We start from the raw sequence: 24,046 nt of genomic DNA, 5'->3' as shown, positions 1-24,046 counted from the left end.
TGTTCTAACTGTTATTCATTATCCTGCTTGGCGAAACCGGATGTATAGAGAAAGCTTAGCTATAATTAAAGTTACAGTAGGGAACAGCCCCGCGGACAAAAGTTAAGCCACCCGTTTCCTGAGCCGGGTGGCTTATGTGCATTCGCTATCTTTTCACGGAAACAATCTGATTGCGGCCCTGATGCTTGGCTGCGTACAAGGCTTTGTCTGCCGATCTGAACAAATCGTTCAAGTAAGTTGTTGTGCTCATGGGCGGTGTGACCTTGAATTCCCCGATGCTGAGCATTCCTATGCTGATGGTGATGGATATAGGCTCGTCTATATGATCAATTCTGATCTGGTTGGACTCAATGCTTGATTTAAGCTGCTCTGCCAGCACATACGCCTCATCCTCTTCCGTATCGGGCAGGTAGATAAGGAACTCCTCGCCGCCATAACGGGACAGAATATCAGAGTGGCGCAGATTACGCTGCAGGACCTCTACCGTACTGCAAATGACCTCATCTCCGGCCAGGTGGCCGTAGCGGTCATTGACCATTTTGAAATAATCGATGTCGATCAGTATAATGGTCGAAGGGACCCTGGGATCCCGGTCCTTCATTAATTCATTCTCCAGCTGCTGCATGAGATAATGGCGGTTGTAGCAGCCGGTCAGGCTGTCGGTGATGGCCATCTTCCGGAGCTTGGCGTTCGTCTGGAATAGCTCTTCCTGGACTTTGATTAAGGCGGAATTGCGCTCCTGCAGAATGGTGTTCTGCTGGTTCGTCTCATCAATGAGGCGCCGAAGCTCGGTTATATTCTGGAAGGTGACAATCCGGCCCACCCTCACACCGCTCACCATAATCGGTGCGGCATGAATGCTGATGTACATTTGGAGTGCGGGATACATTAGTTCTGTCTCGGCTACCTCAAGCGGATGGTCACGGTAGGTTTGCAGGAACTGTTCAGTCTTCACGATATTGGCGCCGGGCAGGTGGCGGGCCATATCGAACCTCTGCCCGGGATTCAGCCGGATCTGGGGAAGCAGAGCCTGGTTGATCTCGACCACCTGTTCTTGATCGTCGAGGACAAGAATTCCGTATTCCATCGTATTGATAATATCCTGGTGGGCGATAGTTACAATATCAAACACTTTGTCCTGGTGAATGGTAATCACGAAGAAGGTAGCTGACACGACAATGCCTAGCGAAGTAAAGCCCGGAATGACCGGAAGGTAATCGTCCAGCACTACGTTCAGGAACACATCGATCATCAGGAAGACACAGACGGCAAGAATCCCTTTTAGCATATACATGATCTGATTCTTGATTCGCGGCGCCTGATCGGAGACCAGAGCTACATAAATGATATACAGCGATACGATGGCGTGTAGAATAACAATAGACATGTTGATCCAGAAAATAGGTCCGTAGATCCGCTCAACATATCCGCCGTTTACCGGAAGAACAAACCAGCCGTTCGGATTCAGCACCACACCCAGCGACGACAGGAATGCCGGAACGAGCAGGGCGATTAATATTTTGCGGTTAAGAAATTGCGATTGGCCAGAGAGCAGAATGGTGAAGAAGATCCACCCCGTAGTCAGCAGGGAGGCATCGATAAAGGCAAGCTTCACATAGAATAGCTGATAGATTGGATCATCAACGGTCCGGATGGCAAACTGGCAGTAAGGCCAGATCATCATGGAGAAATGAAAACCAAGGTAGACTTTGTGCAAATTGGTTATCGTACCTACAGAAGCAAATATGTATATAAACAAAAGGAACAAGACAAAGCACATCATCAGATCAATCCAAGACTCCAAGGCCAATATACTACACCTTCTTGATATATTTAGTGTTTTATTGATTTTTCTGGGTCAAAGGTCTTATATATTGATTTTAATATATAATTAGCGTGTGCAGATTACAAGATTTTTAAGTGATTCTATCGGAAGAATATGGTTGGGAGGAGAACAATATGAAATCTATCACCGTTCAGAATCTTACGGACAAGTTTCATTTGGAAGTGCTGGCAGGGGCAGAACGCATGGACCGCGTCATTACCCGTCCACGGACGCACAGACCCGGGCTTGAGTTCGTCGGTTATTTCGATTTCTTTCCGATGGCGCGGGTGCAGGTACTCGGCCGCAAGGAGATCAACTATTTATTGACGCTGAGTGTAGAGGAACGCATGCTGCACATCGGCAATATCGTCAAATATCATCCGCCTTGTTTCATTGTAACGAGCGGCCAGCAAGAGATCCCTTACCTCACCTTATACTGTAATCAGGAGGGCATTCCGCTGCTGCGGACACCAGAGGTGACCACGGAGTTTATTGCCAAGCTGGACAGCTATCTGGTAAAAACGCTGGCGCCGGAGCTGTCGATTCACGGGGTATGTGTCAATGTGTCGGGCATCGGGATTCTGCTTCGGGGCAAGTCCGGGATCGGTAAAAGCGAAACGGCGCATACGCTCATCCGGCGGGGCCACCGGTTCGTGGCCGATGATATTGTAGTGCTCAAGAAGCTGGGGCCGGCAACGCTGCTCGGGACGCATAATGAGACGACCCGCGAATTCCTGGCGCTGCGCAGCATCGGCCTGATCAATGTCGTACGCCAGTACGGGCGCAGGGCCTTCCAGGATGAGACGCGGATTGTATTAGATATCGAGCTGGCACCGTGGCAGGAGAATTCACTCAACAATGACCTGGAGCTGGTTCCCCAGTTCACGGAATATCTCGGCGTTCAAATCCCGCATATCGAGGTTCAGCTTCAGCCGGGGCGCGATGTGGCCGGCCTGATCGAAGCTGCTGCGAATAATTGGTATCTCAAGCAGCTTGGATACAGCGCGGTAGAAGACTTCATGAAGCGGATTGAAGACGGGATGCAGTCTTAAGGCGGGATAATCCCATACACTCCAGGGCAACTTAGATAAAAGACAGCAGAGGAGTGTATCCGAAATGGCGAGAAGAAACAGGAAATATGCGGTGCCCGGGTCAGCCCAGGGCATGCAGACCTTCAAAGCAGAGGTCATGAAGCAGGAAGGATACCATGTGGATCCGAATCATCCGGACGATGTGAAATACGAGGTGGCTAAGGAGCTCGGTATCCCGCTGCAGGCGGGCAATAACGGCAATTTGACCACGGAATCTGCGGGGCAGATTGGCGGCAGAATCGGAGGCTCCATGGTCCGGGAGATGGTCCGCCTGGCACAGGAGCAGTTAGCGGATAAGGGCAAATCCTAGAAATACGCGGTCCCTCCATTGGCCCAAGGCAGCGGCATGCTTTTGGGCTATTTGCAGTTTCTACGCAGCTGATATTCAGAAAATGTAGACATACACCTTCGTCCGGAGCCGGTCCGGGCAGGTGATGATGCGGACCGGCTGCTTGTCCGGCAGAGCGAAACAGACACTGATCACGGCTGCGCCCGGCGGCAGCTCCTGCCTGAACTTGGGAGCAAGCCGTTCCATGGCACCGGGGAACAGATAACAGAGCACAATATCGGCATCGCTATAAGAGCTTCTATATATATCGCCCCGCCTAAAAATGACCTTGCCCCGCAGCCGCTCCCGTTCGCCCTTCACTGGCAGGAATCGTGTGCATACTACCGCAAACAGCTGTGAGAACCATAGGGGAAGCCTTGAGTTCTCTATGCCGGTCAGCCGTTTGCCGGGGCAGCGGCGGATCACTTCCAGGCCCAGCGTTCCCCAGCCCGACCCTGCCTCCAGAACATTGGCATATCCCGGGATACGGTTCACCTCCCCGGCTACTGCCGCTCTTGCAGCCCTGGACGCGGGCATCGGCGATATTCCGTTCTTCCAGCTTACGAGCACAATCCAGACTACGGATAGCAGAATGAGAAATGCGGCAATCCAGGGAATACTCTCGGTAACGGGCATATATCGCTCCTTCTTAATCTGTGCTTACTCCAGGCTGCCGCTGTAATATTTATACTCGAAATTGATCTTGAAGCCGGCATTGAGGTAGAGGGTCAAAGCCCGCTCATTCTCGGTCACAACACCTAGACGGATCGAAGAATAGTTCTTCTGCAGCAGGAGATCAACAGTCTGCCGGAGCACCTTCCCGCCATACCCTTGGCCCTGGCAAGCGGGCAATATGCAGAAATTATGGATAAACGCTGTTGCCTCATTCACGTAATTCACCCGGATCAGGCCGATCCGCTGGTTGCCCGCCCAGGCAATATAGGTGATACGCTCCGGTTCATTCGTCTGCAGGAAATACTCCCGGGTGGCGTCTTCGGAGTCTCCGAAGGCCCGGGACGAGCAGGAGACCATGAATTCGAGGTCCTCCGGCAAGGAAGGCAGCAGACGCAAATCTGCCGGAGCCTGTTCTCTGCCGGACTCTGTATGGGCATATGACATCGAGTATTCAGAGCGGTCATAATCAGCACCGATAGCCTGGGCCGCGCGGAGTCCTGCCTGTGAGCGGCTCGGAACCCTGTAGCTGAGCCTGTGTACGGCGAGAGGCGCAATATCTTCCTTGGCCCGCTGCACAAGACTGCGGAATACGCCCTCACGGCGGTATTCCGGATGGACCATGGCATTAATCTGCGCATAATCGCCTTCGGTAGCAAACCAGCTCAGCAAACCTATGAGCTGGTTTCCGCGATAGCAGAGCAGGGCATGGTCGCCATCCTCTTTGACGAGATGCTCAAGATCTGAGCTTAATTGGAGCGAGTCCGCGTGGCTGCACTGCTGCTCCAGTACAGTAATGTCCGCCGCTTGCTGCTTGGAATGGTACGTCATTGCAATGATGTTATTTAACTTGAGAAGCTTCCGGAACTCATCAACACTGTCAAACACACCATCCGGCGGGACATCGTAAGCCTGGCTCTGGAAGGTGGACAGCCAGCGGACACCGTAGGTCGGCAGTCCGGCAGCCTTGCCCGCGAGAATATCCGCATTACTGTCCCCTACGAATACAGCATTGGATGAATCAATGCCAAGTGTACGCAGCGCGGAGAGAATGCCTTCGGGATCAGGCTTAGGCTTAACGACATCATCTCCGGTGATGGAGATATCGAAGAAGCGATCCAGATCCAGCGCCCCGGCCGATATCTGATAGGCCCGTCTGCTTTTACCGGTAATGACGCCAAGCTTCATCCCTTGCGCCTTCAGGGCCTGAAGTAATTCTACAATATGCCCGTCGTTCTGAAATTCTCCGAAATGCCCCTGCTCATATAACGAATAATAATCCTCTATAGCTTGCGGAACGGAAGACGGGTCAGCGAAATTGCCGCCAATGATGTCCTCCTCGGTGGGGCCAAACATGGCGACAAGTTCATCGCGGGTGACTTCTCTATGATCATATTGCTGAAATACGGCCTGGAACGCATGGAAGGACAACGGCAGCGTATCTGCGAGTGTTCCGTCGAAATCAAATAGTACAGCTTGAATAGACATACGGATGGCCCGTCCTTTAGATGAATTTAGGTTGGATGGAGCATTGCCTCAAGTGGCGTCAGAATCAGGAGGTAGGTGCAGCCTGAAACAGGCTGTTCTTGTAATTCATGAGCGGTGCCAGCCAGACCATACCGGTTCCCCGGTAGACATTGACCAGGCCTTCGCCGGATACGGCAGAGCCCATGCGGGTCTTCCCTGATTTCTCTACGGTAAAGTCAAGCGAGTTCGACCACATCAACGCGAAATTGCCATCTACCTTCAGCACGTCATTCTGCAGCTCGACCACCACGGCTTCCTCGGATGGAATAGGAGCCTCAAGAGCGATAATCCCTTTACCCCGTGCGCTCAGGTTGAACAGCCCTTCTCCGCCGAGGACGGCTGAGGATACATTCTTGCGTGCAGCGACAGCAATATCCAGCGTAGTCTCGCAGGCCAGGAACATGCCGTCATCAATCACGATATGGTCGTTGTCGACATCAATCAGCCAGAGATATTTGTAGGTGGTTTCGAGCATAATCGTCCCCGTCCCTTTATAGAGCGGTTTGATGGCACTCGTGCCGGTTGCTGCACTGGATATTATATTGCGCATCAGACCGCCGACACCTTTGACACCCGACGTCATTTCGATATTGCCGATCATATACTGCATAGCGCCTGCGCTCAGCATAACCTCGCTATTCGTAAGCTCAATCATCAGCTGCTTGTTGCGCATATTGCTCTTGCTCATGAAGAAGTTGGCCTGGGCTTCCAGCATGGAGGTGCTGCTAAGATCCTCCTTGTATTCAATGACCGAGAATCCGCCAAGCTGTTCTTTAATCACAACATTAGGGTTATCCTTCAGATTATTAATGGTAAAAGCCATAATGCTTCCTCCCCTGAGATGCAGTTATTTAGGCATGTCCATTGATTATAGCAGAGTCCATAACATGTGGTAAAATAATGGAAAATCATAGAAGATTATAATAGTAATCTGGTTTAGCTTTACTTATAATAATAGATTAGCGTAATGTTCTAAGTATAGTGCACAGAACACAAATGCAGATACCATACCAGTATTGGAGCCGAAAGGAAGTTAACCTTGTTTGAGACGTTGCTTCTTAATTTCTTGTTTATGCTGTTTCCGGTACTTATCTTTCTGATCTTCTTTGAGAATAGGCCGCACGCCTATAACCGGAAGATTCTTGTGCTGCTCACAGCTATAACCATGATCCTGTGTATCGCCAAGCCGATCCGGCTGGAGACGGGGTTTATCTTTGACCTGCGGTATGTTCCGTTTCTTATCGCAGCTTTGTATGGAGGGTACAAAAATGTTCTTCCGCTCTATCTGATACTAAACGTATACCGTTTCTATATAGGCGGAGAGGGAACGATTCACTCGTTTCTTTTTTCAACAGCAGTTCTGATCGTTGTGCCGTTATTAAGTTCAAGATTTATCCGTTCGAAGCCAAGGACACGGATCAGCTGGGCAACCGTCATTGCCGTGCTTACGATGGGCTGTTATCTGATTGTGCTGAGCATGGTTATGGAGTCGCTGGATATGCAGTTCTGGATGCTCACCTTCTATGCTTTGACCACTCATGCAGCGGTGATGGCGGTCTTAATGATTCTGCTGGAGCAGATCATTACCAATCTTAAGAATCGTGACCGGATTATGCAGTCGGAGCGGCTTAATGTGGTTAGCGAGCTGGCGGCCAGCGTCTCCCATGAGATGCGGAATCCGTTAACCGTGACGAGCGGGTTCCTTCAGCTGCTGAACAAATCGAAGACGCTTACGCCCGAAGAGAAGGGATATATTGAACTGTCGCTGCTGGAGCTGAACCGGGCGGAGAAGATCATCAGCGATTATCTCTCTTTTGCCAAGCCGCAGTCGGAGAATATGGTCTACTCCAACCTCCAGGCTGAGTGTGAGTACACCAAGAATGTCATCATGCCGTATGCCACAATCCACAAGGTAGCGGTCGAGTTCAGCTTCAACAACTCACTCTGCGCCCATTATGACCGGAATCTGATGCAGCAATGTCTGATTAATCTGTACAAAAACGGAATCGAAGCGATGAAGGGAATGGAAGACGGCGTTCTGACCATTGATATCTCCGAAAGAAAACAGAATATTATTATTAGCATCCGCGACACCGGCATCGGGATGACGAAGGATGAAATCTCACGTCTGGGCAAACCCTACTATTCCACCAAAGAAGAAGGTACGGGTCTGGGAATGCTCATGGCTTACAGTGCGATCAACAAAGTTAAGGGAGTTATCGAGGTTAGAAGCGAAAAAGGAAAGGGAACCACCTTCGAGATCGCCATCCCGGCTTAGGACGGACAGGGCAACAGTGGGAAACTCTCCGTGAAAATGATAAAGTAACTCTTAGAGGAATGGATATATTAACCGGGAGGCTGTTTGTAATGAGACAAGAGTTAATTGCACAATTGAATGCTTGGCATGAGGAAGATGAATTCGAACAAATCGTATCCCGCATCAAAGAGGTTCCTACCCCGCTGATCGATGATGAGCTGGCGGTTCATCTGGGCCGGGCGCTCAATAATCTGGGACGTTATAAGGAAGCGCTTAAATGGTTCAACAAGACTGCCGACAAAGGCAAAAAAGATCCGCTGTGGCATTTCCGCGTCGGTTACGCGCATTATTATCTGGACCAGTATGATGAGGCGATCAAGGCTTTTGAAAAGGCTCATAAGCTGGACCCTGAGGATCAGGACATTATTGAGTTCCTGGAATGGAGCCGGAATGAAGCGGGCGTGCAGGAGAGTCCTGACGATTCTGAGGATTCTGAGGATTCTGGGGATGCTGAGGATTCGGCCGAAGAAGCGGAAGGTAACTCGGATTCTAAGGATACAGAGGATACTAAGCGTTAGGCTGAGAGGGGCTGGAGAGCTTGAAGCTATCGGTATTTTACAATCATATTGTGAAGGCAAGCGAGCAGAGCGGCCTGCCGCTTACGGATGTACTGGACAAAGTGTATGCCTATGGCATTGAAGCGGTAGAGCTTGATCTGGAAGAGGCGCTGACCGGTACAGAGGCGATGAAAAAAAGGCTGGATGCAGCGTCGATCTCCGTGGCGTCGATGTATGCTTTTTTTGACTTCGGCAATCAGCCTGCACCGGAGCCGGGGTATGCATTCATTGATACAGCAGCCTATTTGGGAGCCGGCAAGGTGCTGGTCATTCCGGGTTTCATGGAAAAGACGGCCAGCCCGGAGCAGCGGAGTCAGGCTCTTCAGAGCATGGCTGCTGCGCTGAATGCCATTTGTGATTACGCGGAGCGTAAGGGCATCCGTGTAACGATGGAGGACTTCGACGATATCCGGGCGCCGTTCTCGTCGGCGGACGAGCTGCTCTGGTTCCTGGAGCAGGTGCCTAAGCTGGCGATCACGTTCGATACCGGGAACTTCATCTACCGCGGCGAGGATGAACTGGAAGCGTTCACGAAGCTGAAGGACCGGATAATCCATGTCCACTGCAAGGACCGGTCGCTGGAAGACAGCGGCGGGCAGCCCAGAATCAGCGCAAGCGGGATTCCGCTGTATCCGTCCCCTGTAGGTTCAGGCTGCATCCGGATCGCCGAGGTGCTCCGGCTGCTGAAGGCAGAGGGATACGCAGATACGCTGGCCATCGAGCATTTCGATGCTGTAGACCAGCTGGGTTATATGGAGCAATCGGCGGCTTGGCTGCGCTCCATGCTGGATTAGGAACAAGACAATCTTACAATCGGGGTGAAATGGATGCCATACCGTACCGTCGTAAGGAACTAGTTATCGGGCTGGGTTGAACGCGTACCAGCCATCAAGGGGGCAGTCTGCCTTTTTGATCACATGATAACTATAACCTTGGACGGTGCCAGGCATTCATTTTTAGAGCCGGGACACTGAGTTATCCAACGTAAGGACCATACTGCATATGCAGGGGGTTCATTAGCGTTGGGTGGCGAAGCGTGGTCCCGGCTTTTTTATACTCATTTCAAGATTGGAGATTGTAATTATGCTGCGGAAATGTCTTGTCCACCTCAAAGGGTGGATTGCTCTGTATATCCTTCTTGGTTTCATCATTCAGTTCATAAGCAGTCTGGGCATAGTGGTCTTTCAGAAGATTCTCGATCAGGCGGTGGATGGAACGGGCTTCAGTGAAATCACACATTGGATTGTCGTCTACGGGGTGCTGCTGGGCGCGAATGTACTTCTGAATTATGCGGATGAATATCCGGGCGCCCATCTGTCAAACAGCATCACGGAAAGGCTGAAGATCCTGGCCTTGTCCAAAATCTCCAGAATGGATTATACCGCCTATCAGAATATGGGCACAGGCCAGATGATCAAGGTAATTGAGAACGGCGCGGCGGCCGGGAACAGCATTCTGTTTACTTTTATTCTGGGGACACTGCATGAGCTGCTGCCTACCATCCTCTTCAGCTTGTTCTTCATCAGCTATTATGACCTCAGAATCATGCTGGTGATTGCGGGCGGGTATGTGGTGATCTTCGTGATCACGAATGTGCTGCTGAAATACCTCTACCGGATTAAAGCGGCTGTGCTTAAGGAGCAGGAGTCCATGTCCCGCTATTCAATCCGCGGATTCATGGAGCTGGTTGTGTTCCGGACCAATAAGAAGTATGCGCAGGAGATCGGCAGATTGAACGAGACCGCACGGCAGATTATCAGCAAAAGCGCTCAGCTGCAGATGATCCATGAGTCTTTTTTTGCCTTATTCGAGTTGTTCATTACGGTCATTAAAGTGATTGTCCTGCTCTATGGAGTGAAGAATGTGGTGTCCGGGCAGGCCTCGGTCGGGGTGATGGTGGCCTTGTTCATGTTCATTGAGAAAATATATACACCGATTGCCATCTTCAACGTGTTATTCGTCGGCTACAAGCTGAACAGGGTGACCTATCAGCGGTTCGGTGAATTTCTGAACGCTCCGGAGGACGCCAACCTGGAGAAGGGGAAGGCGGTGGCCGGGCTGCAGGGCGATCTTGAATTCAGGGACGTGTCCTTCGGCTACGGGGAGGTTCAGGTGCTGGACCGGTTGTCCTTCTCCATCACGCACGGAACCTCGGTTGCACTGGTTGGCTTAAGCGGAAGCGGAAAGTCGACGGTCATTAAGCTGATTACGGGCCTGCTGAAGAAAAGCGGCGGCAAGCTGCTGGTGGACGGCACGGATATCGATGAGCTGAGCCTGAACAGCTACTATGATCATATCTCTTATCTGTCGCAGGACAGTCCGGTATTCGATACTACGATCAGGGGCAATATGGTGTTTGACCAGGATGTGCCGGATGAGGAGCTGTATGCGGTTCTGGATAAGGTCCATCTGAAGGAGAAGGTGCTGGAGCTGCCGGAGAAGCTGGAGACGATGGTGGGTGAGCGGGGCCTGAAGTTGTCGGGGGGTGAGCGGCAGCGGCTGGCTTTTGCCCGGGCGCTCCTGCAGAAGCGGAATCTGATCATCCTCGATGAACCGGTCTCGGCGCTGGATAATATTACGGAGAAAAGCCTGATGGAAACGGTGTTTGCAGAGTTCAGGAACAAGACGGTTATTATTATTGCGCACCGGCTGAATTTCATCAGCGGAGTAGACCAGATTCTGGTGATGGAGCAGGGAAGGCTGGTAGGGGAGGGGAATTTCGATTCCCTGATCCGCAGCTGTGATTCCTTCAGAACGCTGTGGAATAACGGCAGGGGGCAAACGGATTAAATCATCTTTTACCTTGTGGACCTTCTTTCGCTTGTACTATGCTGGGTTACAGACAGGACTTGAAAGCGGGGCCACCTAAATGAATATAACGTTAGCTGCGATGAGGCTCGAAACAGAGCGTCTGATCATCCGTCCTTATATTGAAAGTGATCTTGGCGCCTCCTTCGCGCTGATGCAGAATCCGGAGGTGCTGGCCTTCATGCATATGGAGGTCATGCAGCGGCATGAATATGAAGGATTGTTCCGCTGGCTGATGTTCAGCTATCATACGCCGTTTGAGCTGCCGTTCAAATATTCGTTCGCGGTTTGCAGCAAGGCAACCGGACAGCTGATCGGCTGGTGCGGCCTCGGCGTACTGGATTTCAGCGCACCGGATACCGAGCTGTATTATCTGATCGGGCGTGAGCATTGGGGCCGGGGGTATGCCACCGAGGCCGCCCGGGCGCTTACGGCTTATGCCTTCAATGTAATCGGGCTGGACCGGTTATATGCCAAGGCAGATCCGCGGAACACAGCGTCGCTCGGAGTATTCCAGAAGCTGGGCTTCCGGTTTGAACGGGAGCTGGCCGGACTAACCGGCGATTATGAGGACTGCAACGGTGAGCTGCTGCATGTGCTGGAAAGGTTGCGGTTTGCTGGGCGGCTTGGCAGTTGAAGATAACCCTAGGATGAGCGGGAGATGTATGGGAGACGAGTAGAAGATGAGCGGCCCGGCGGGGCAAGATGAGTGGAAGAAGATGGGGTTCAAGAATAACGGCTTTGCCGTCCTTTTACAGGACAGCAAAGCCGTTTCCACTTCATAGATAAGAATGTATATGCTTCGAACTAGAGAGAACGAACGGACAAGCTCGGATGCTATGAGGACCGGAAATAGTTGGATATTGTCCACTTGCTGTTGAAAGATAGAACCCTGCTCCAATAATAGTTGGACAAACAGCACTTAAATCCTCCCTTTTCACTCACAGTAGCTAAACCTAACAATATTAGATGTTGTTTTTCCACTTGCTTCGGTCCATCCCTCAGAAACAGGTAAATTAAGATACTTTTTTCCACCTGTTGCTCTCACAACAATATTACGTACGCGGATTTACCCGTACCTGTGCACCTTTGCCGCTGGTCTGAATTCCTGTGGTTTTGCTTCCGGCCTCTTTCAGATCTGCAAGCAGACGCTCCAGGACTGCCTTCGCGGCAGCCGCTTCCTTCGCACCGGAAGACTTCACAACCAGCTGCACCGGCTTGCCGGAGCGCAGATGCTTGTCCGCCTGACGCAGCTTCGTGTCGTAGTCATGCTCTTCAATATGGGCGGTGAAGCGCAGCTCCTTCACCTTCTCATGGCTGCCTCCGCCGCCTTGCGGACGGCTGGTATCGCCCTTGCGGGCCGCTTGCGCAGCGGCTTTGCCTTTGCCCTTGGCGACCAGGCTGCAGGGCGGCGGACTGCTCATCAGCGAGGTGCAGACCAGATCGGCTCCTGCGGATCTGGCCATAGCCAGCGCCTCGTCTCTGGATACGGTGCCGAGCTTCTGGCCCTTCAGCCCGGTAAGCTCGACCTCAGCTGCTCTAATCTGTTCATTAATAAGTACGGCCACGGAAATGAATCCTCCCTTTGCGGATATGATATAGCTATCATATATGGAAGCCGGCCTGGCTTCAATTCCGGAGGGCATGATCTTTGATTCAAAGTTGAGCCGCTTGTGCAAAGCGGTTATACTCAGTGAAACGCAGGAAGTTCAGCGCTGGAGTGCCGGGGTACTAAATTTTTGTTGAATGGGGGATGGCAATTGAATGACACAGCTGACGATAAGCAGTTAATTCTGCTTATTGCACAGAAAGACTCGAATGCCCTCGAACTGCTCTATGACCGATATGAACGGGTAATCTATAGTTTCGCTTACCAGATCGTGAAGGATTCGATGGCCGCTGAAGAAGTAATGCAGGAACTGTTCCTGCGGGTATGGAAGAATGCGGAGCAGATTGATTTCGGCAGGGGCAAGCTGCTTACCTGGATGTTCGCAGTTACCCGCAATCTGGCGATTGATGATCTCCGCAAACGCAGCTCCCGGCTGCCGCAGCAATCTGCAGACTCCGGGAATCTGGATATGATTCAGGACCATACAAAGCTGACCGAGGATCTCGTTGAGCTGCAGATGGCCGGGGAACAGATCAGGGACGCGCTGCTGGGGCTCAGCCGGGATCAGCAGCAGGTGATGGATATGATTTATTATCAGGGCTATACCCAGCAGGAAGTAGCGAACCTTGCGGCAATTCCGCTGGGGACGGTCAAAGGAAGGGTCCGATTGGCAATGAAGCAGCTGCACAAATCATTACGGCACTGGGGAAGGAGGGATCATGCGCATGAGTGAACATAAGGATGATCTCTGTGAACTGGCCGAATTATATGTTCTGGGCGCACTGACGCCAGAAGAGACAGCGCAGTTCGCTGCCCATGCAGAAGCCTGCAGTGAATGCAAGGAGCTGGTAAGTGAATACCGGCAGGTACTGGACCATCTTCCCCTTGCTTCCGAGCCCGCAGAGCCGCCTTCCGGAATGAAGGATCGGATATTATCACGGGTATTAGAGTCGGAAAAGTTGAGTACACCGGCTGCTCCGCCAAAAGCCAGCCCTAATATTCAGCCTGCGGCAGAACGCACCATTTATCGTGAGTCCGTTAAGGTGGCACCTATAGAACAGGGCCTGCCCAAGGCGAGAATCCCGGAGCCTAGAAAGACCCGCTTCTGGGGGTACTTAAGCCTCGGACTGGCTGTGGCCGTGCTGCTGCTGATTGTCTATACCGGCCAGCTGCGCGGCGATGTAGACCAGCTGCAGCGGCAGATTGCCTCCGGCACCGGGCCCTTGCAGGGGCTTAAGGTGAATGAGACGGTGGCGCTTAGCCCGTCGGGAGAGGCTGTTTCGGCCAAGGGTGTAGCGACCATTGTCACTGATACATCCGGGACCCACCTCGTAATCCAGGCGGAGGATCTGCCGGAGCTTACAGGCACAGAGGTCTATCAGGTATGGCTGATCAAAGGGGATACGCCGCAGAATGCGGGCACCTTCATCTCACAGGACGGAAACGGGGCACTCTATTATTCGTTTGATCCGAAGGCCTACGATACCGTGGCAATTACGCTGGAGCCGGATGACGGGGGAGACGCCCCGCGGGGACAGATCATTCTGGCAGCGTCGATTAAGCAGGGGTAGCAGCTGAATTCCGCAATGCCGATATTGGCGGGAACCTAATGTATATTGAAGAACAGCCGGGAGGGTTCCCGGCTGTTTTTGCACAAATATAAGAATTTATAGGTTTCACATGATAACTTATCCTTCTATTTTCTCGTTTCCACTTGTGGACAGAAAGATTATACAGCACCTGCAAATGAGGAATAACGAGGTCGTGAAGTTATTTATCGCGATGGATGTCCATGGTTCCTGGAGGGAATCCATGCGTTCTGCTGCGCCGGACTATCCATACAGAGAGGGCCAGCAAGACAAACAACACCCATGGGAATGACATGACACCCGTTGTTTCAAGAAGAATTCCACCGATTATACCGCCTCCGCCAATGGCCAGATTCCATGCGGTTACAAGCATGGATTGCGCTACATCTGCACTCTCTCCACCTGCTGCAGCCATTGCTGTTTGCAGCAGCGTGGCTGCTCCCCCGAACGTTAAGCCCCATACAGCAGCTACTAGATAGATTACAACAGGCTTGCCGCTGCCTATGCTGAGCAGAACAGATGCCAATGCAAATGCAGTGAGGCTAATCAGAACCAGCAGCCTCAGGTGACGATCTATCCAGATACCTGTTAACCAGATGCCAAGAAGTGCTGTAATACCGAAAATAAGAAGCACCAGGTCCACGCGTCCGGTTAGCCCGGCCTGAGTAAGGTACGGTGCTATATAGGTATACAGGATATTGTGGGCCAGTACCCAGGCCAGCACGACAAACAGGATCGGCCGCACTCCGGGGCTTGTGAAGACCTTATTTAGAGGGAGCCGCTTATCTGCAGCTTCTCCCGGATAGTCCGGCAGCTTCCAGAGTATCCAACTGGTCAGCAGCAGAGCGAACAGCGACAAGACTCCAAAGATATTACGCCAGCCTGCAAGATCACCCAAAAACGTTCCGGCAGGGACACCGAGAGCCAGAGCAAGCGGCGTTCCCGCCATTGCAATAGCCATAGCCCGTCCCTTAAGCTGCTCCGGTACCATGCGCCGTGCATAGCCTGCGATCATTCCCCACAGGACACCAGCGGACACACCCGCGAAGAAACGGGCCGCAAGCGTCAGGGGATAGCTCGAAGATAAGGCAGTAACGGTATTGAATATGAGAAAACCAAGGATGCAAATGAGTAGCAAGGGTCTCCGCCTCCAGCCGCGTGTTACCGTGGTCAATGGAATGGCGGCGAGTAAAGAACCCAGGGCATAGAGGGTAACAAGCTGACCCTCCATGGCCTCTGTTACTCCAAGCCCCTTACTGATCTGAAGCAGGAGTCCGGCGGGAATCGTTTCAGTCAGAATACAGATAAACCCGGTCATTGCCAGAGCAAGTAATCCGGTCCAGGGAAGGCGTACGGAAGCAGGGGCACTGGAGCTTTGCTGCGGGGAAGCAATTGTGCTGCTCCTCCCGGCGTTCTCTTTTATGTTGTTCATGACGGGTCCAATCTGCCATAGATAGCATTGCAAAGATCAACCGTGAACGGACCCGACATGCCCTCCAGTGCGGTATTGGTGAAGGCTACCACGCTTAGACGCTGCCTGGTATCGACGAACCACGAATGGCCATAGGTGCCGCCCATGCGCCATGTACCAAGGGACTCCGCTGTGTCTGCGGCAGCAGGATCTTTAAGGACTGTGATCCCCAGGCCGAAACCCCGTCCCGGCCAGAAGGGCATGGGCAGGTCACCAATCTGGTTGGTGGTCATTTCGCGGACCAGGGATTCCGGCAGCAGGGGCGCTCCTCCTTTCCGCAACGTTTCCAGCAGCTGCAGAAAATCTCCGGCGCTGCCTACCATACCGGCTCCCCCGGAAGCGTAGGCAGTACTGTCTAACGCCCTGCCCGGGGCGAGCCGGAAGCCCGCAGTTCCTTCTACAAAGGCCAGCCTATCGGGATTCTTCATAGGCCGCAGTCCCGGAATGTCATCGGCATAAGCTGTGGTCAGGCGCTTCGGGTCCACGGCTATGAAACTGGTATCCGTCATATCGAGGGGTTGAGTAATAAGTGAGCGGATCGTTTCACTGAGTGTGTTCCCGCTAACGTTAGCAATTACTGCCCCCAGCACATCTGTGGCAATAGAATACCTCCACTGGGTGCCTGGTTTATAGAGAAGTGGGACAGACGCGAGGCGCTTCAGGTTCTCTTCAAGCGTGATACCAGACTGATCCATGCCATCAGATACACCAGCCTGCTCATAGGAACCGCCCTCTTCCTGAAAGAAGCGGTAGGTCAGACCAGCAGTGTGCGTCATTAAGTGACGGACAGTCATTGCTGCAGTCTCTCCATTCTCCAGCCGTGGCTTAAAGTCCGGCAGCCACCGGTCTACACGGTCATCCAGCTTCAGGCGATCTTGCGCCACCAGAATCAGGGCTGCCGTAGAGGTAATCGGTTTGGAAACCGAGGCAAGCCGGAACAACGCGTCCTCCCGCATAGGGTGGTTTAGCTCACGGCTAGCATAGCCAGCAGCACGGCTATAGATGAGTTGTCCATCTAACGCTACCTTTATGACAACACCTGCCAGGCGTTTGTCGGTTAGTGTCTCATCAATGACCTTGTCGATCCGCTCCGGAATACGGTTAGGGTTGATTGTGTTCGAATAGGGCATACTCAACATCCTTTCGCATAGTTAAAGCAGCAACTGTCTTCGCTTTACTATTGTAAGTAAAGTATATAAAATAAATTAACTTGAATACATGAGCCGATAAAGGTAAAACCCACATATAACATTTAAAATAAAGGCATTTTATACCGATAATCTTAAAATTAAAGGAGTGGTCAAAAATGGACTCTATTGATAAGCAAATTCTGTTTCATCTTCAAAGTCAGGCGAGAATTTCCATGACAGAGCTGGGGAAAAGCGTGGGCTTGTCTCAGCCCGCAGTAACGGAAAGAGTGAAGCGGATGGAGGAAAGTGGGGTGATCAAGGAGTACCGGACGATCATTTCTCCGGAGAAAATCGGGAAACAGGCAGCTGCCTATATCCTTTTCCACTCCAGAGAGTGTCATGCCTTTCTGGACTTCTGCCGTATCCATCCCGATGTCGTTGAATGCTATCGCATCAGCGGAGAACACAATTATCTGTTAAAAGTCATGTCAGACTCCACTCAGGGTCTTGAGGAGTTTGGAAATCAGTGTGATAAATACGGGAATTATACGATTCTAATCGTCATGTCATCCCCTATTGATCCTAAAAATCTCATTCCTTCGCTGGAAGAAGCAAGCGTAAACCTGCTTAAATAGAAAATAAACAATAGGGCTCTTTAGATCTTGGGGCAGAGTCCCCAGATATTCTCATCAAACTCTAATCTCCCTGCAAAGTCTTTCTCATCAAGGATGGTTTACCCTAAGGGTAATCACATGAACTGGAGGAGAGAGAATATGAGAATGATGTGGAAACGGCTAATCACAAGCGCCTCGCTGGCGGCGGTATTAATGTACATGGGCATAGCGGATGGAGGGAGCGCCGGTGCGCGGCCGCTGACTGAGGCGGACTTTGAATCCGCGCCAGCACAGGCTTCGGTGTCAGCTCCGGCGGCTGCAGTCTCTCTGCAGACAGCGGGGAAGAAGACGGGGACGGGATACTCTTTTGACAAAGGCATTACCCGCGTCAGCCTGCCGGCCGGCACTCAAAGTGTCTCTATTGCCAACACGAACGGAACCATCGAAATTAAGCAGGGCAATGTCAAGGAGATGGAGGTCCATATGACAGTGACCGTCCATCAGGCAACCGCGGAAGAGGCGAAGGCCGTAGCGGACAAGGCGGGGATGAAGGTAAGCAAAGGGGCTGATCTGGAGATTAGAACCTACAGCGAATCTTATGGCAATTGGCGATATCCAAGCCTTGATCTGACGGTTACACTGCCGCAGGGCATGAAGGCCGAGCTTCAGGCAGAGACGGAGAACGGCAATCTTTCTTTGTCAAAAGTTTCTAGTACAGGTAGAATTGAGTTAGCGGCTGTGAACGGAAATATATCTGCTTCCGGCATAGGCAATGCGCTCAAATTACATACGGTGAATGGCAATGTGCAGGTTTCAGAAGCGAAGGACCGCGTAGAAGTCACACTTACCAACGGCAATGTGAAGGCGGAGCAAATTGCCGGAGCCTTGACCCTGAAGGCCACAAACGGGAATTTGTCGGTGAAGGACGCATTGGCTGCTGTAGAAGCGGTCACTGTAGCCGGGAACATTCATGTGAAGAGCCGGAAGGTCGGCGGAGACTGGAAGGTAACTACAGCGGTAGGGGACGTAGAGCTGGCCTGGCCGGGGAATGCCGGAGTCGTGGTCGATGCCGAATCCGCTTTTGAAGAGATTGAAACGGACTTCCCGCTGACAGTGAAGAATCACCGGGCCAGCGGGAAGCTGGGCGCAGGTACGTATCAGATCCGTGCCAAATCTATGGCCGGGTTGTCGCTAATGCAGAACTGATCTTGTGAAGAGGTGGACGAGAGGTTGAAGGAACGCGTATTGGTTATTGAGGATGAGCCTGCCATGATCCGCCTGCTGGAGCTGGAGCTGTCCTATGAAGGTTATGACATTACGGTTGCGTGCGATGGTCTTACGGGTGCCGGGCAAGCGCTGGGGGAGCATTTTGACATCATTCTGCTCGATTTGAATCTGCCGGGCATCAGCGGAATAGAAGTATGCAAGCGGGTACGCGCGGTGAAGCAGACTCCAATTATTATGCTGACTGCCAGGGACACGGTCAGTGACCGTGTCCGGGGACTGGACACCGGGGCGGATGATTATGTGCCGAAGCCCTTCGCCATCGAAGAGCTGCTGGCCCGCATGCGTTCCCTGCAGCGCAGGCTGCACGCCGCAGAAGCCGGAGATGAGGTCCTGCATGCCAAGGATCTGATACTGGACAGGGCTGCGCACCGGGTCAGCCGCGCCGGGCGCGAGATTGAATGCTCACAGCGCGAATTCGAGCTGCTGCACTGCCTGCTGGTCCATAAGAACCGGCTGATGAACCGTGAGGCACTGCTGAACCTGGTCTGGGGCTACTCGTATGAAGGCGAGACGAATGTGGTGGATGTCTATATCCGGTATGTGCGTATGAAGGTGGATGAAGGCTTCAGCGAGAAGCTGATTCATACGGTCCGGGGCAGCGGCTATATTCTGAGAGACTGAGGTGAGCGAATGAAGCCATGGACGTTCTCCCGTAAAGTCAGCGCTTCGATTGCGCTCACTGCACTGGCCGTTGCGGCGGTGGTCAGCGGATTTGTCTATATTACCTTCAAACATTGGACAGACAGCCAGGAGACCCGGCTGCTGGATGCCAAGCTTAGACAGTTTGAGCTGCGGGTCGGAGAGGTGGAGTTCTTGCCGTCCCTGCTTCAGCCCGGATTGGGCAAGGGTAGCGGTGCAGCGGCTTTTTTGAAGCCGGATTTCTCTGTCTTTGCCCCTGAGCTGGATAAAGGGCAGGTTCTGCAAATGCTGGATGCACGCGGGCGTGTGCTCGCAGAAGCGGGCGAAGGTGAACCGGCGCCCGGTTCAGATGTTTACAGCGCAGAGAAGGAGCTGTCCTTGCCCGTGTATGGCCTTGTCCGGCTGCAGCTTACGGACAGCGGGCAATCACGCAGCGCCACCGCCGAGAAGGAGGTGGGCAGACTGCTGCTGCTGGGTCTGCTGCTGGCTGCCGGAATGGCTGTGCTTGCAGGGGGAATCGTCTCCCGTTCAGCGCTGAAGCCGATTCGCAGCATGATTGGTGAAGTGCGCAGCATCGGGACGAACAGTCTGTCCCGGCGGCTGCATGTCCCTGCTGCCCAGGATGAGCTCCAGCAGTTGGGCGAGACCTTCAACGGGTTCCTGCATAAGCTGGAGGTTTCCTTCGACCAGCAGCGCCGCTTCATTGCCGATGCTTCCCATGAGCTTAAGACACCGCTGGCCATTATTGAAGGCCATACGCATATGATCCAGCGCTGGGGCAAGCAATCGCCGGAGGTGCTGGATGAGTCGCTGGCGTTCATGATGGATGAGACGCGGAGGATGAAGCAGCTGATCTCCCAGCTACTTCTGCTTGCGGAAGCAGAGGCGGAGGCGCTGGCCCCGGAGGGCGGAGAAGAAGCCTGCAATCTGAAGTCCGTGCTGAACGAACTGCTGCCTCAGACTGTTCATGTTAATCCGGGGGTGCGGCTTGATTATGACGGCGGCTCTGGTGAACAGGCGCTGCCCATCCGGATGCCTGGCAGCGCCTGCTATCAGGTGCTCCGCAACATCGTGGAGAATGCACTGAAATATACGCCTGAAGGCGGAGCAGTAAGAATCGGGCATTCCCGTTCAGACGACGGGAGGGTGATCCTGGCCGTAGCCGATACTGGAATCGGAATATCCGCTGAGCAGCTGCCGCATATCTTCGAGCGCTTCTACCGTACGGAAGCTTCACGCAACCGCTCGCAGGGCGGCTCAGGCCTGGGACTGGCCATTGCCAAGGCAATCATGGAGCGGTATGGCGGCTCCATCGCCATCGACAGCACGCCGGGACAAGGTACAACCGTAACGCTGATGTTTGCAGGAGCATAAGCGGGCGGTGGGATGAGTAAGGTCTATTCAACGAATCAATAACCTGATGTAGCAGAGTGAATTAAAATATTAATATTCCTTGACTGGAATATTCCGATTGGGGTATATTGTAATTGTACACCACCAATAAATAATACAAGCTTTACTAAAGGAACATCTGAAATGGACACAACGACATTTAGCGCACTTGCCGAACCGACCCGCCTGCGGATGGTAGAGATTCTGAAGGACGGGCCGCTGAGCGTAGGCGATATTGCTGAGCGTCTGGAGCTGCGGCAGCCTCAGGCTTCGAAGCATTTGCGCGTACTGCTGGAAGCCGGACTGGTTGAGGTAGAGGCGGCGGCGAACCGCCGGAATTACAGGCTGCGTACAGAGCCGCTGGAGGCTATGGATGCTTGGCTGGAGGCCTATCGTAAGCTGTGGAGTGAACGCTTCGACAATCTGGATGAGTATCTCCGGAAGCTGCAATCCAAAGACAATTCATGATTATCAGGAGGGATTAGCAATGTCCAGCAAAATGATTTCGAGAGTAGAAGGTCTTGAACTGGTTCTTGAACGTGTATTCGATGCACCGCGTGAGCTTGTATTCAAAGTATTCTCCGAGGCTGAGCATCTGAAGCAGTGGTGGGGCCCGCGCGGCTGGATCGTTCCCTTCTGCAGCGTTGATTTTCGTCCGGGCGGCGTCTGGCACTACTGTATGAAATGTGTGGATGAGAAGCAGGGTGACTTCTTCGGCATGGAATCCTGGGGCAAAGGGGTCTACCATGAGATCACCGACGGCGAGAGTTTTGTCTATACCGATTACTTCTCGGATGCCGAAGGCAACGAAACCGAAGGCATGCCGTCCACGCTGGTCAGCATGTTCTTTGAAGAATACGATGGGAAGACGAAGCTGGTGAGCCGGTCGAAATACGATTCCGCGGAAGCGCTCAAGACGGTGATGGATATGGGGATGGAGCAGGGGATTACCGAAACCTGGGACCGCCTCGAGGAGCATCTGCAAGCGATTCAGTAACCGGACGGGCAGCGGAGCAGATAAGTGTAGTAAGAGCGATAATACGAAGAGGCTGTTTCCTTGCCGGATGTCGGCGGGGGATGGTCTCTTTTTTGAAAATACAGATTTATATATTGGGGGTATATCCCAAGCCTATGTTTAGACCTGTCCATTCAGGGTGAATGGGTAATAGCGATTTAACTGACTGCAAGCAGTCCGGCAGCGATCGGGTACGGGCTTATTTGCAGTGTCACAATGGGGAGGCCGAAGGCATGGATGAGGAGTTGCTGGCACAGCTGAAACGCTGGCATGAAGATAATGAGTATCAGCAGATTGTGGACCGCATTCAGGAGATTCCGCCGGATGCAAGAGATTATGAGACTATCAGCCAGTTAGCCAGAGCCTACAACAACCTGGAATATTACGGGGAGGCATTGGAGCAGCTGCTCAGTATTGCGGGGGAGGGCGGGAATGATCCGCTGTGGCATTTTCGCATAGGGTATTCCTATTATTGTCTGAAACAGTATGAACAGGCTATAAGCGCATTTGAACAGGCGGACCAACTGGCTCCCGGGGATGGGGATACCCACATGCTGCTGAAGTGGAGCCGCAGCGGCGCGCAGCGGGAGAAGCGGGAGCAGGCAAGGCGTGCCGCAGCGCTGCGTGCCTCTAATGCACAGGGGGATGCGGACGGAAGAGAGCTGAACTCTTTCATCGAATACTGCGCGGATTTCTGGGAGGACAGCGACTATGCCCGGAAGGAGTATGTGTCGGCGCCGCCTAGTGACGAACTGATTGCTTCTGTGGAGCAGGAGCTGGGCTATAAGCTGCCGTCTTCTTACATCGCGATGATGAAGCAGCAGAACGGCGGGATTCCCCGCAACACCTGCTTCCCGGTGGAGGAATCCACCTCCTGGGCTGAAGATCATATCGCAATATCGGGAATTGCCGGTATCGGCCGGGACCAAAGCTATGCCCTCTGCGGCGATCTCGGCAGCCAGTTCATGATCGAGGAGTGGGGATACCCCGATATTGGAGTGGTTATTGGGGACTGTCCGTCTGCAGGCCACGATGTGGTGATGCTGGATTACCGCTACTGCGGGCCGGAGGGAGAACCCGAGGTCATTCATGTGGACCAGGAGAACAACTATGAAATTACGTTCCTGGCCAAGGATTATGAGACCTTCATCCGCGGGCTGGTGAGCGAGGAGGTCTATGATACATCGGAGGAAGATAAGCAGGACGATCTGCGGAAGGTAGCCGCCGGGCAATTCTCTCCTCTGCTTCAGGAGCTATGCGATAAAGTCACCGGAGTGGACAACATAGAGGGGATCATCCGCAGCATCTGCACCGCCATCGTTGAAGAGAAGGGTCATTTCTCTCTTCATGCAGACGAACGCTCGACCTTGATGTATGATCTGCAGTTCTGGCTGTACACCAGCGCCTATCCGCAGACGAACCGTGACCAATATCTTGAGGACTATTCGAAAATAATCGCGTTCGGCGGAGAATTCAGCACAGGCGGATACGCCCCGGGCTTCATCTCCGACTGGCTGGATGAACGGGTGCGGCAGGGAATGATCGTGGAGAGTGAGGGAGCACTGCGGTTCACGGATATAGCAGAGGAACAATTGCTTGAAAAGCTGAAGGAGGCGGAAGCCACGGAAGCTGTGGATGTTAAGCCTTTTATTATAGTAGAGCAGGAGAATGGCGGGAAATCTGTGATTCTGAACGTGGGCAGCTACAAGGCCGAAGTGTTTGCTGCGCGGGAAGAAGAGGGATTCGAAGGCAATGGATATGACTGGGGCTCTCTGGCTGCGGTATTCCTGGAAGAACAGATGCCTGAACTGGCCGGAATCATCCGGTTTGACCCGGAGGCCGGTATGTTCTGCGCGTATGCCTCCGATGGAGCTGCGGTCGTAGCCTTCGCCTCCGCATTCAAGCGGGCTTGTGAGGACGACGTATTGATCCGGGATCTATTCTCGCGTGCGGAGCTGGATTAAGCGGGGCGCTTGACCGGCATATAGAAACGGGGACTGCCGTTTTATAGGACAGTTCCCGTTTTATTTGTACCATGCGCCAAGGAAGGGTTAAGCGAGTCCCGCCAGCCAAGGCGACAGTAGGATAGAATCGCTCGTATTGATAGATTGGCCTGTTGTAAATCCCGTGAGGTTCTGTGATCTGAAATTAATCGGCGGTGCTGCCAGCCCGGAG

23 protein-coding genes are annotated in these 24,046 nt (G+C 52.8%); 16 read left to right on the top strand and 7 right to left on the bottom strand.

The window, feature by feature from the left end; genetic code table 11:
• Nucleotides 1–145: 145 nt before the first annotated feature.
• Nucleotides 146–1,810: a diguanylate cyclase gene (locus tag NSU01_RS34820; RefSeq protein WP_083705487.1), complete on the bottom strand. Its 1,665-nt coding sequence runs from the start codon at nt 1,808–1,810 to the stop codon at nt 146–148.
• A gap of 149 nt (nt 1,811–1,959) precedes the next feature.
• Between NSU01_RS34820 and hprK the strand changes: the two genes are divergently transcribed.
• Nucleotides 1,960–2,877: an HPr(Ser) kinase/phosphatase gene (gene hprK, locus NSU01_RS34815; protein WP_039296145.1), complete on the top strand. Its 918-nt coding sequence runs from the start codon at nt 1,960–1,962 to the stop codon at nt 2,875–2,877.
• 64 nt (nt 2,878–2,941) lie between these two features.
• The gene (locus NSU01_RS34810; RefSeq protein ID WP_039296148.1) at nt 2,942–3,226 is read left to right on the top strand and encodes an alpha/beta-type small acid-soluble spore protein; all 285 of its coding nucleotides are present in this window, start codon (nt 2,942–2,944) and stop codon (nt 3,224–3,226) included.
• A gap of 75 nt (nt 3,227–3,301) precedes the next feature.
• Here NSU01_RS34810 and NSU01_RS34805 read toward each other — a convergent pair whose 3' ends face one another.
• The 3 genes from NSU01_RS34805 to NSU01_RS34795 form a co-directional block, all read right to left on the bottom strand.
• Entirely contained in the window at nt 3,302–3,880 is a 579-nt protein-coding gene (locus tag NSU01_RS34805) for a class I SAM-dependent methyltransferase (RefSeq protein ID WP_042140491.1), read from the bottom strand.
• A gap of 24 nt (nt 3,881–3,904) precedes the next feature.
• On the bottom strand, nt 3,905–5,404 hold the full coding sequence (locus NSU01_RS34800; RefSeq protein WP_076243672.1) for a GNAT family N-acetyltransferase: 1,500 nt from the start codon (nt 5,402–5,404) through the stop codon (nt 3,905–3,907).
• A 64-nt stretch (nt 5,405–5,468) separates the two neighbouring features.
• Nucleotides 5,469–6,266: an AIM24 family protein gene (locus tag NSU01_RS34795; RefSeq protein ID WP_039296152.1), complete on the bottom strand. Its 798-nt coding sequence runs from the start codon at nt 6,264–6,266 to the stop codon at nt 5,469–5,471.
• Between the two features lie 216 nt (nt 6,267–6,482).
• Here NSU01_RS34795 and NSU01_RS34790 point away from each other — a divergent pair, with 216 nt between their 5' ends.
• The 5 genes from NSU01_RS34790 to NSU01_RS34770 all read left to right on the top strand — a co-directional run bounded on the left by NSU01_RS34790 (nt 6,483) and on the right by NSU01_RS34770 (nt 11,762).
• Nucleotides 6,483–7,721 carry an ATP-binding protein gene (locus NSU01_RS34790; protein ID WP_076243671.1) on the top strand — a complete coding sequence of 413 codons (1,239 nt, stop codon included), beginning with the start codon at nt 6,483–6,485 and terminating at the stop codon, nt 7,719–7,721.
• Nucleotides 7,722–7,810: 89 nt separating this feature from the next.
• The gene (locus NSU01_RS34785) at nt 7,811–8,278 is read left to right on the top strand and encodes a tetratricopeptide repeat protein (protein WP_076243670.1); all 468 of its coding nucleotides are present in this window, start codon (nt 7,811–7,813) and stop codon (nt 8,276–8,278) included.
• 20 nt (nt 8,279–8,298) lie between these two features.
• Nucleotides 8,299–9,111, top strand: a complete 813-nt coding sequence (locus NSU01_RS34780) for a sugar phosphate isomerase/epimerase family protein (RefSeq protein WP_076243669.1) — start codon at nt 8,299–8,301, stop codon at nt 9,109–9,111.
• Nucleotides 9,112–9,400: 289 nt separating this feature from the next.
• The gene (locus tag NSU01_RS34775; protein ID WP_076243668.1) at nt 9,401–11,107 is read left to right on the top strand and encodes an ABC transporter ATP-binding protein; all 1,707 of its coding nucleotides are present in this window, start codon (nt 9,401–9,403) and stop codon (nt 11,105–11,107) included.
• A 79-nt stretch (nt 11,108–11,186) separates the two neighbouring features.
• The gene (locus NSU01_RS34770) at nt 11,187–11,762 is read left to right on the top strand and encodes a GNAT family N-acetyltransferase (protein WP_076243667.1); all 576 of its coding nucleotides are present in this window, start codon (nt 11,187–11,189) and stop codon (nt 11,760–11,762) included.
• A 418-nt stretch (nt 11,763–12,180) separates the two neighbouring features.
• On the opposite strand, the gene infC is transcribed toward NSU01_RS34770, so the two are convergent.
• Nucleotides 12,181–12,693 (bottom strand): translation initiation factor IF-3, encoded by a 513-nt coding sequence (infC, locus tag NSU01_RS34765; protein WP_076243756.1) that lies wholly within the window; start codon nt 12,691–12,693, stop codon nt 12,181–12,183.
• 192 nt (nt 12,694–12,885) lie between these two features.
• Here infC and NSU01_RS34760 point away from each other — a divergent pair, with 192 nt between their 5' ends.
• Nucleotides 12,886–13,467 carry a sigma-70 family RNA polymerase sigma factor gene (locus NSU01_RS34760; protein ID WP_042140486.1) on the top strand — a complete coding sequence of 194 codons (582 nt, stop codon included), beginning with the start codon at nt 12,886–12,888 and terminating at the stop codon, nt 13,465–13,467.
• On the top strand, nt 13,460–14,305 hold the full coding sequence (locus NSU01_RS34755) for an anti-sigma factor (protein ID WP_076243666.1): 846 nt from the start codon (nt 13,460–13,462) through the stop codon (nt 14,303–14,305). The genes NSU01_RS34760 and NSU01_RS34755 overlap by 8 nt, the downstream gene beginning before the upstream one ends.
• Before the next feature lie 199 nt (nt 14,306–14,504).
• Here the strand turns inward: NSU01_RS34755 and NSU01_RS34750 are convergent, their stop codons facing one another.
• Complete coding sequence (locus NSU01_RS34750) at nt 14,505–15,755, bottom strand: MFS transporter (RefSeq protein WP_076243665.1); 1,251 nt, start codon at nt 15,753–15,755, stop codon at nt 14,505–14,507.
• Entirely contained in the window at nt 15,752–16,924 is a 1,173-nt protein-coding gene (locus NSU01_RS34745; protein ID WP_179093498.1) for a serine hydrolase domain-containing protein, read from the bottom strand. Before NSU01_RS34745 ends, NSU01_RS34750 begins: the two co-directional genes overlap by 4 nt.
• Nucleotides 16,925–17,100: 176 nt before the next feature.
• On the opposite strand from NSU01_RS34745, the gene NSU01_RS34740 reads away from it, so the two are divergent.
• From NSU01_RS34740 to NSU01_RS34710, 7 genes are all read left to right on the top strand, one after another.
• Complete coding sequence (locus tag NSU01_RS34740) at nt 17,101–17,559, top strand: Lrp/AsnC family transcriptional regulator (protein WP_076243664.1); 459 nt, start codon at nt 17,101–17,103, stop codon at nt 17,557–17,559.
• Between the two features lie 138 nt (nt 17,560–17,697).
• On the top strand, nt 17,698–18,744 hold the full coding sequence (locus tag NSU01_RS34735; RefSeq protein WP_076243663.1) for a DUF4097 family beta strand repeat-containing protein: 1,047 nt from the start codon (nt 17,698–17,700) through the stop codon (nt 18,742–18,744).
• A 24-nt stretch (nt 18,745–18,768) separates the two neighbouring features.
• Entirely contained in the window at nt 18,769–19,446 is a 678-nt protein-coding gene (locus NSU01_RS34730) for a response regulator transcription factor (RefSeq protein ID WP_076243662.1), read from the top strand.
• Nucleotides 19,447–19,455: 9 nt separating this feature from the next.
• Nucleotides 19,456–20,838 (top strand): HAMP domain-containing sensor histidine kinase, encoded by a 1,383-nt coding sequence (locus NSU01_RS34725; protein WP_076243661.1) that lies wholly within the window; start codon nt 19,456–19,458, stop codon nt 20,836–20,838.
• 162 nt (nt 20,839–21,000) lie between these two features.
• Entirely contained in the window at nt 21,001–21,324 is a 324-nt protein-coding gene (locus NSU01_RS34720) for a metalloregulator ArsR/SmtB family transcription factor (protein ID WP_076243660.1), read from the top strand.
• Between the two features lie 19 nt (nt 21,325–21,343).
• Nucleotides 21,344–21,853: an SRPBCC domain-containing protein gene (locus NSU01_RS34715; protein ID WP_042140480.1), complete on the top strand. Its 510-nt coding sequence runs from the start codon at nt 21,344–21,346 to the stop codon at nt 21,851–21,853.
• Between the two features lie 251 nt (nt 21,854–22,104).
• A complete protein-coding gene (locus tag NSU01_RS34710) occupies nt 22,105–23,835 on the top strand; it encodes an Imm51 family immunity protein (protein ID WP_076243659.1) in 1,731 nt (576 codons plus the stop codon).
• The last annotated feature ends 211 nt before the right edge of the window (nt 23,836–24,046 follow it).

The organism is Paenibacillus sp. FSL H8-0259, assembly GCF_037963255.1.
GTDB classification, from domain to species: Bacteria; Bacillota; Bacilli; order Paenibacillales; family Paenibacillaceae; genus Paenibacillus_AQ; species Paenibacillus_AQ phytohabitans.
Note: the sequence above shows the minus strand (reverse complement) of the source record. Positions and strands in the feature narration are given on the sequence as shown.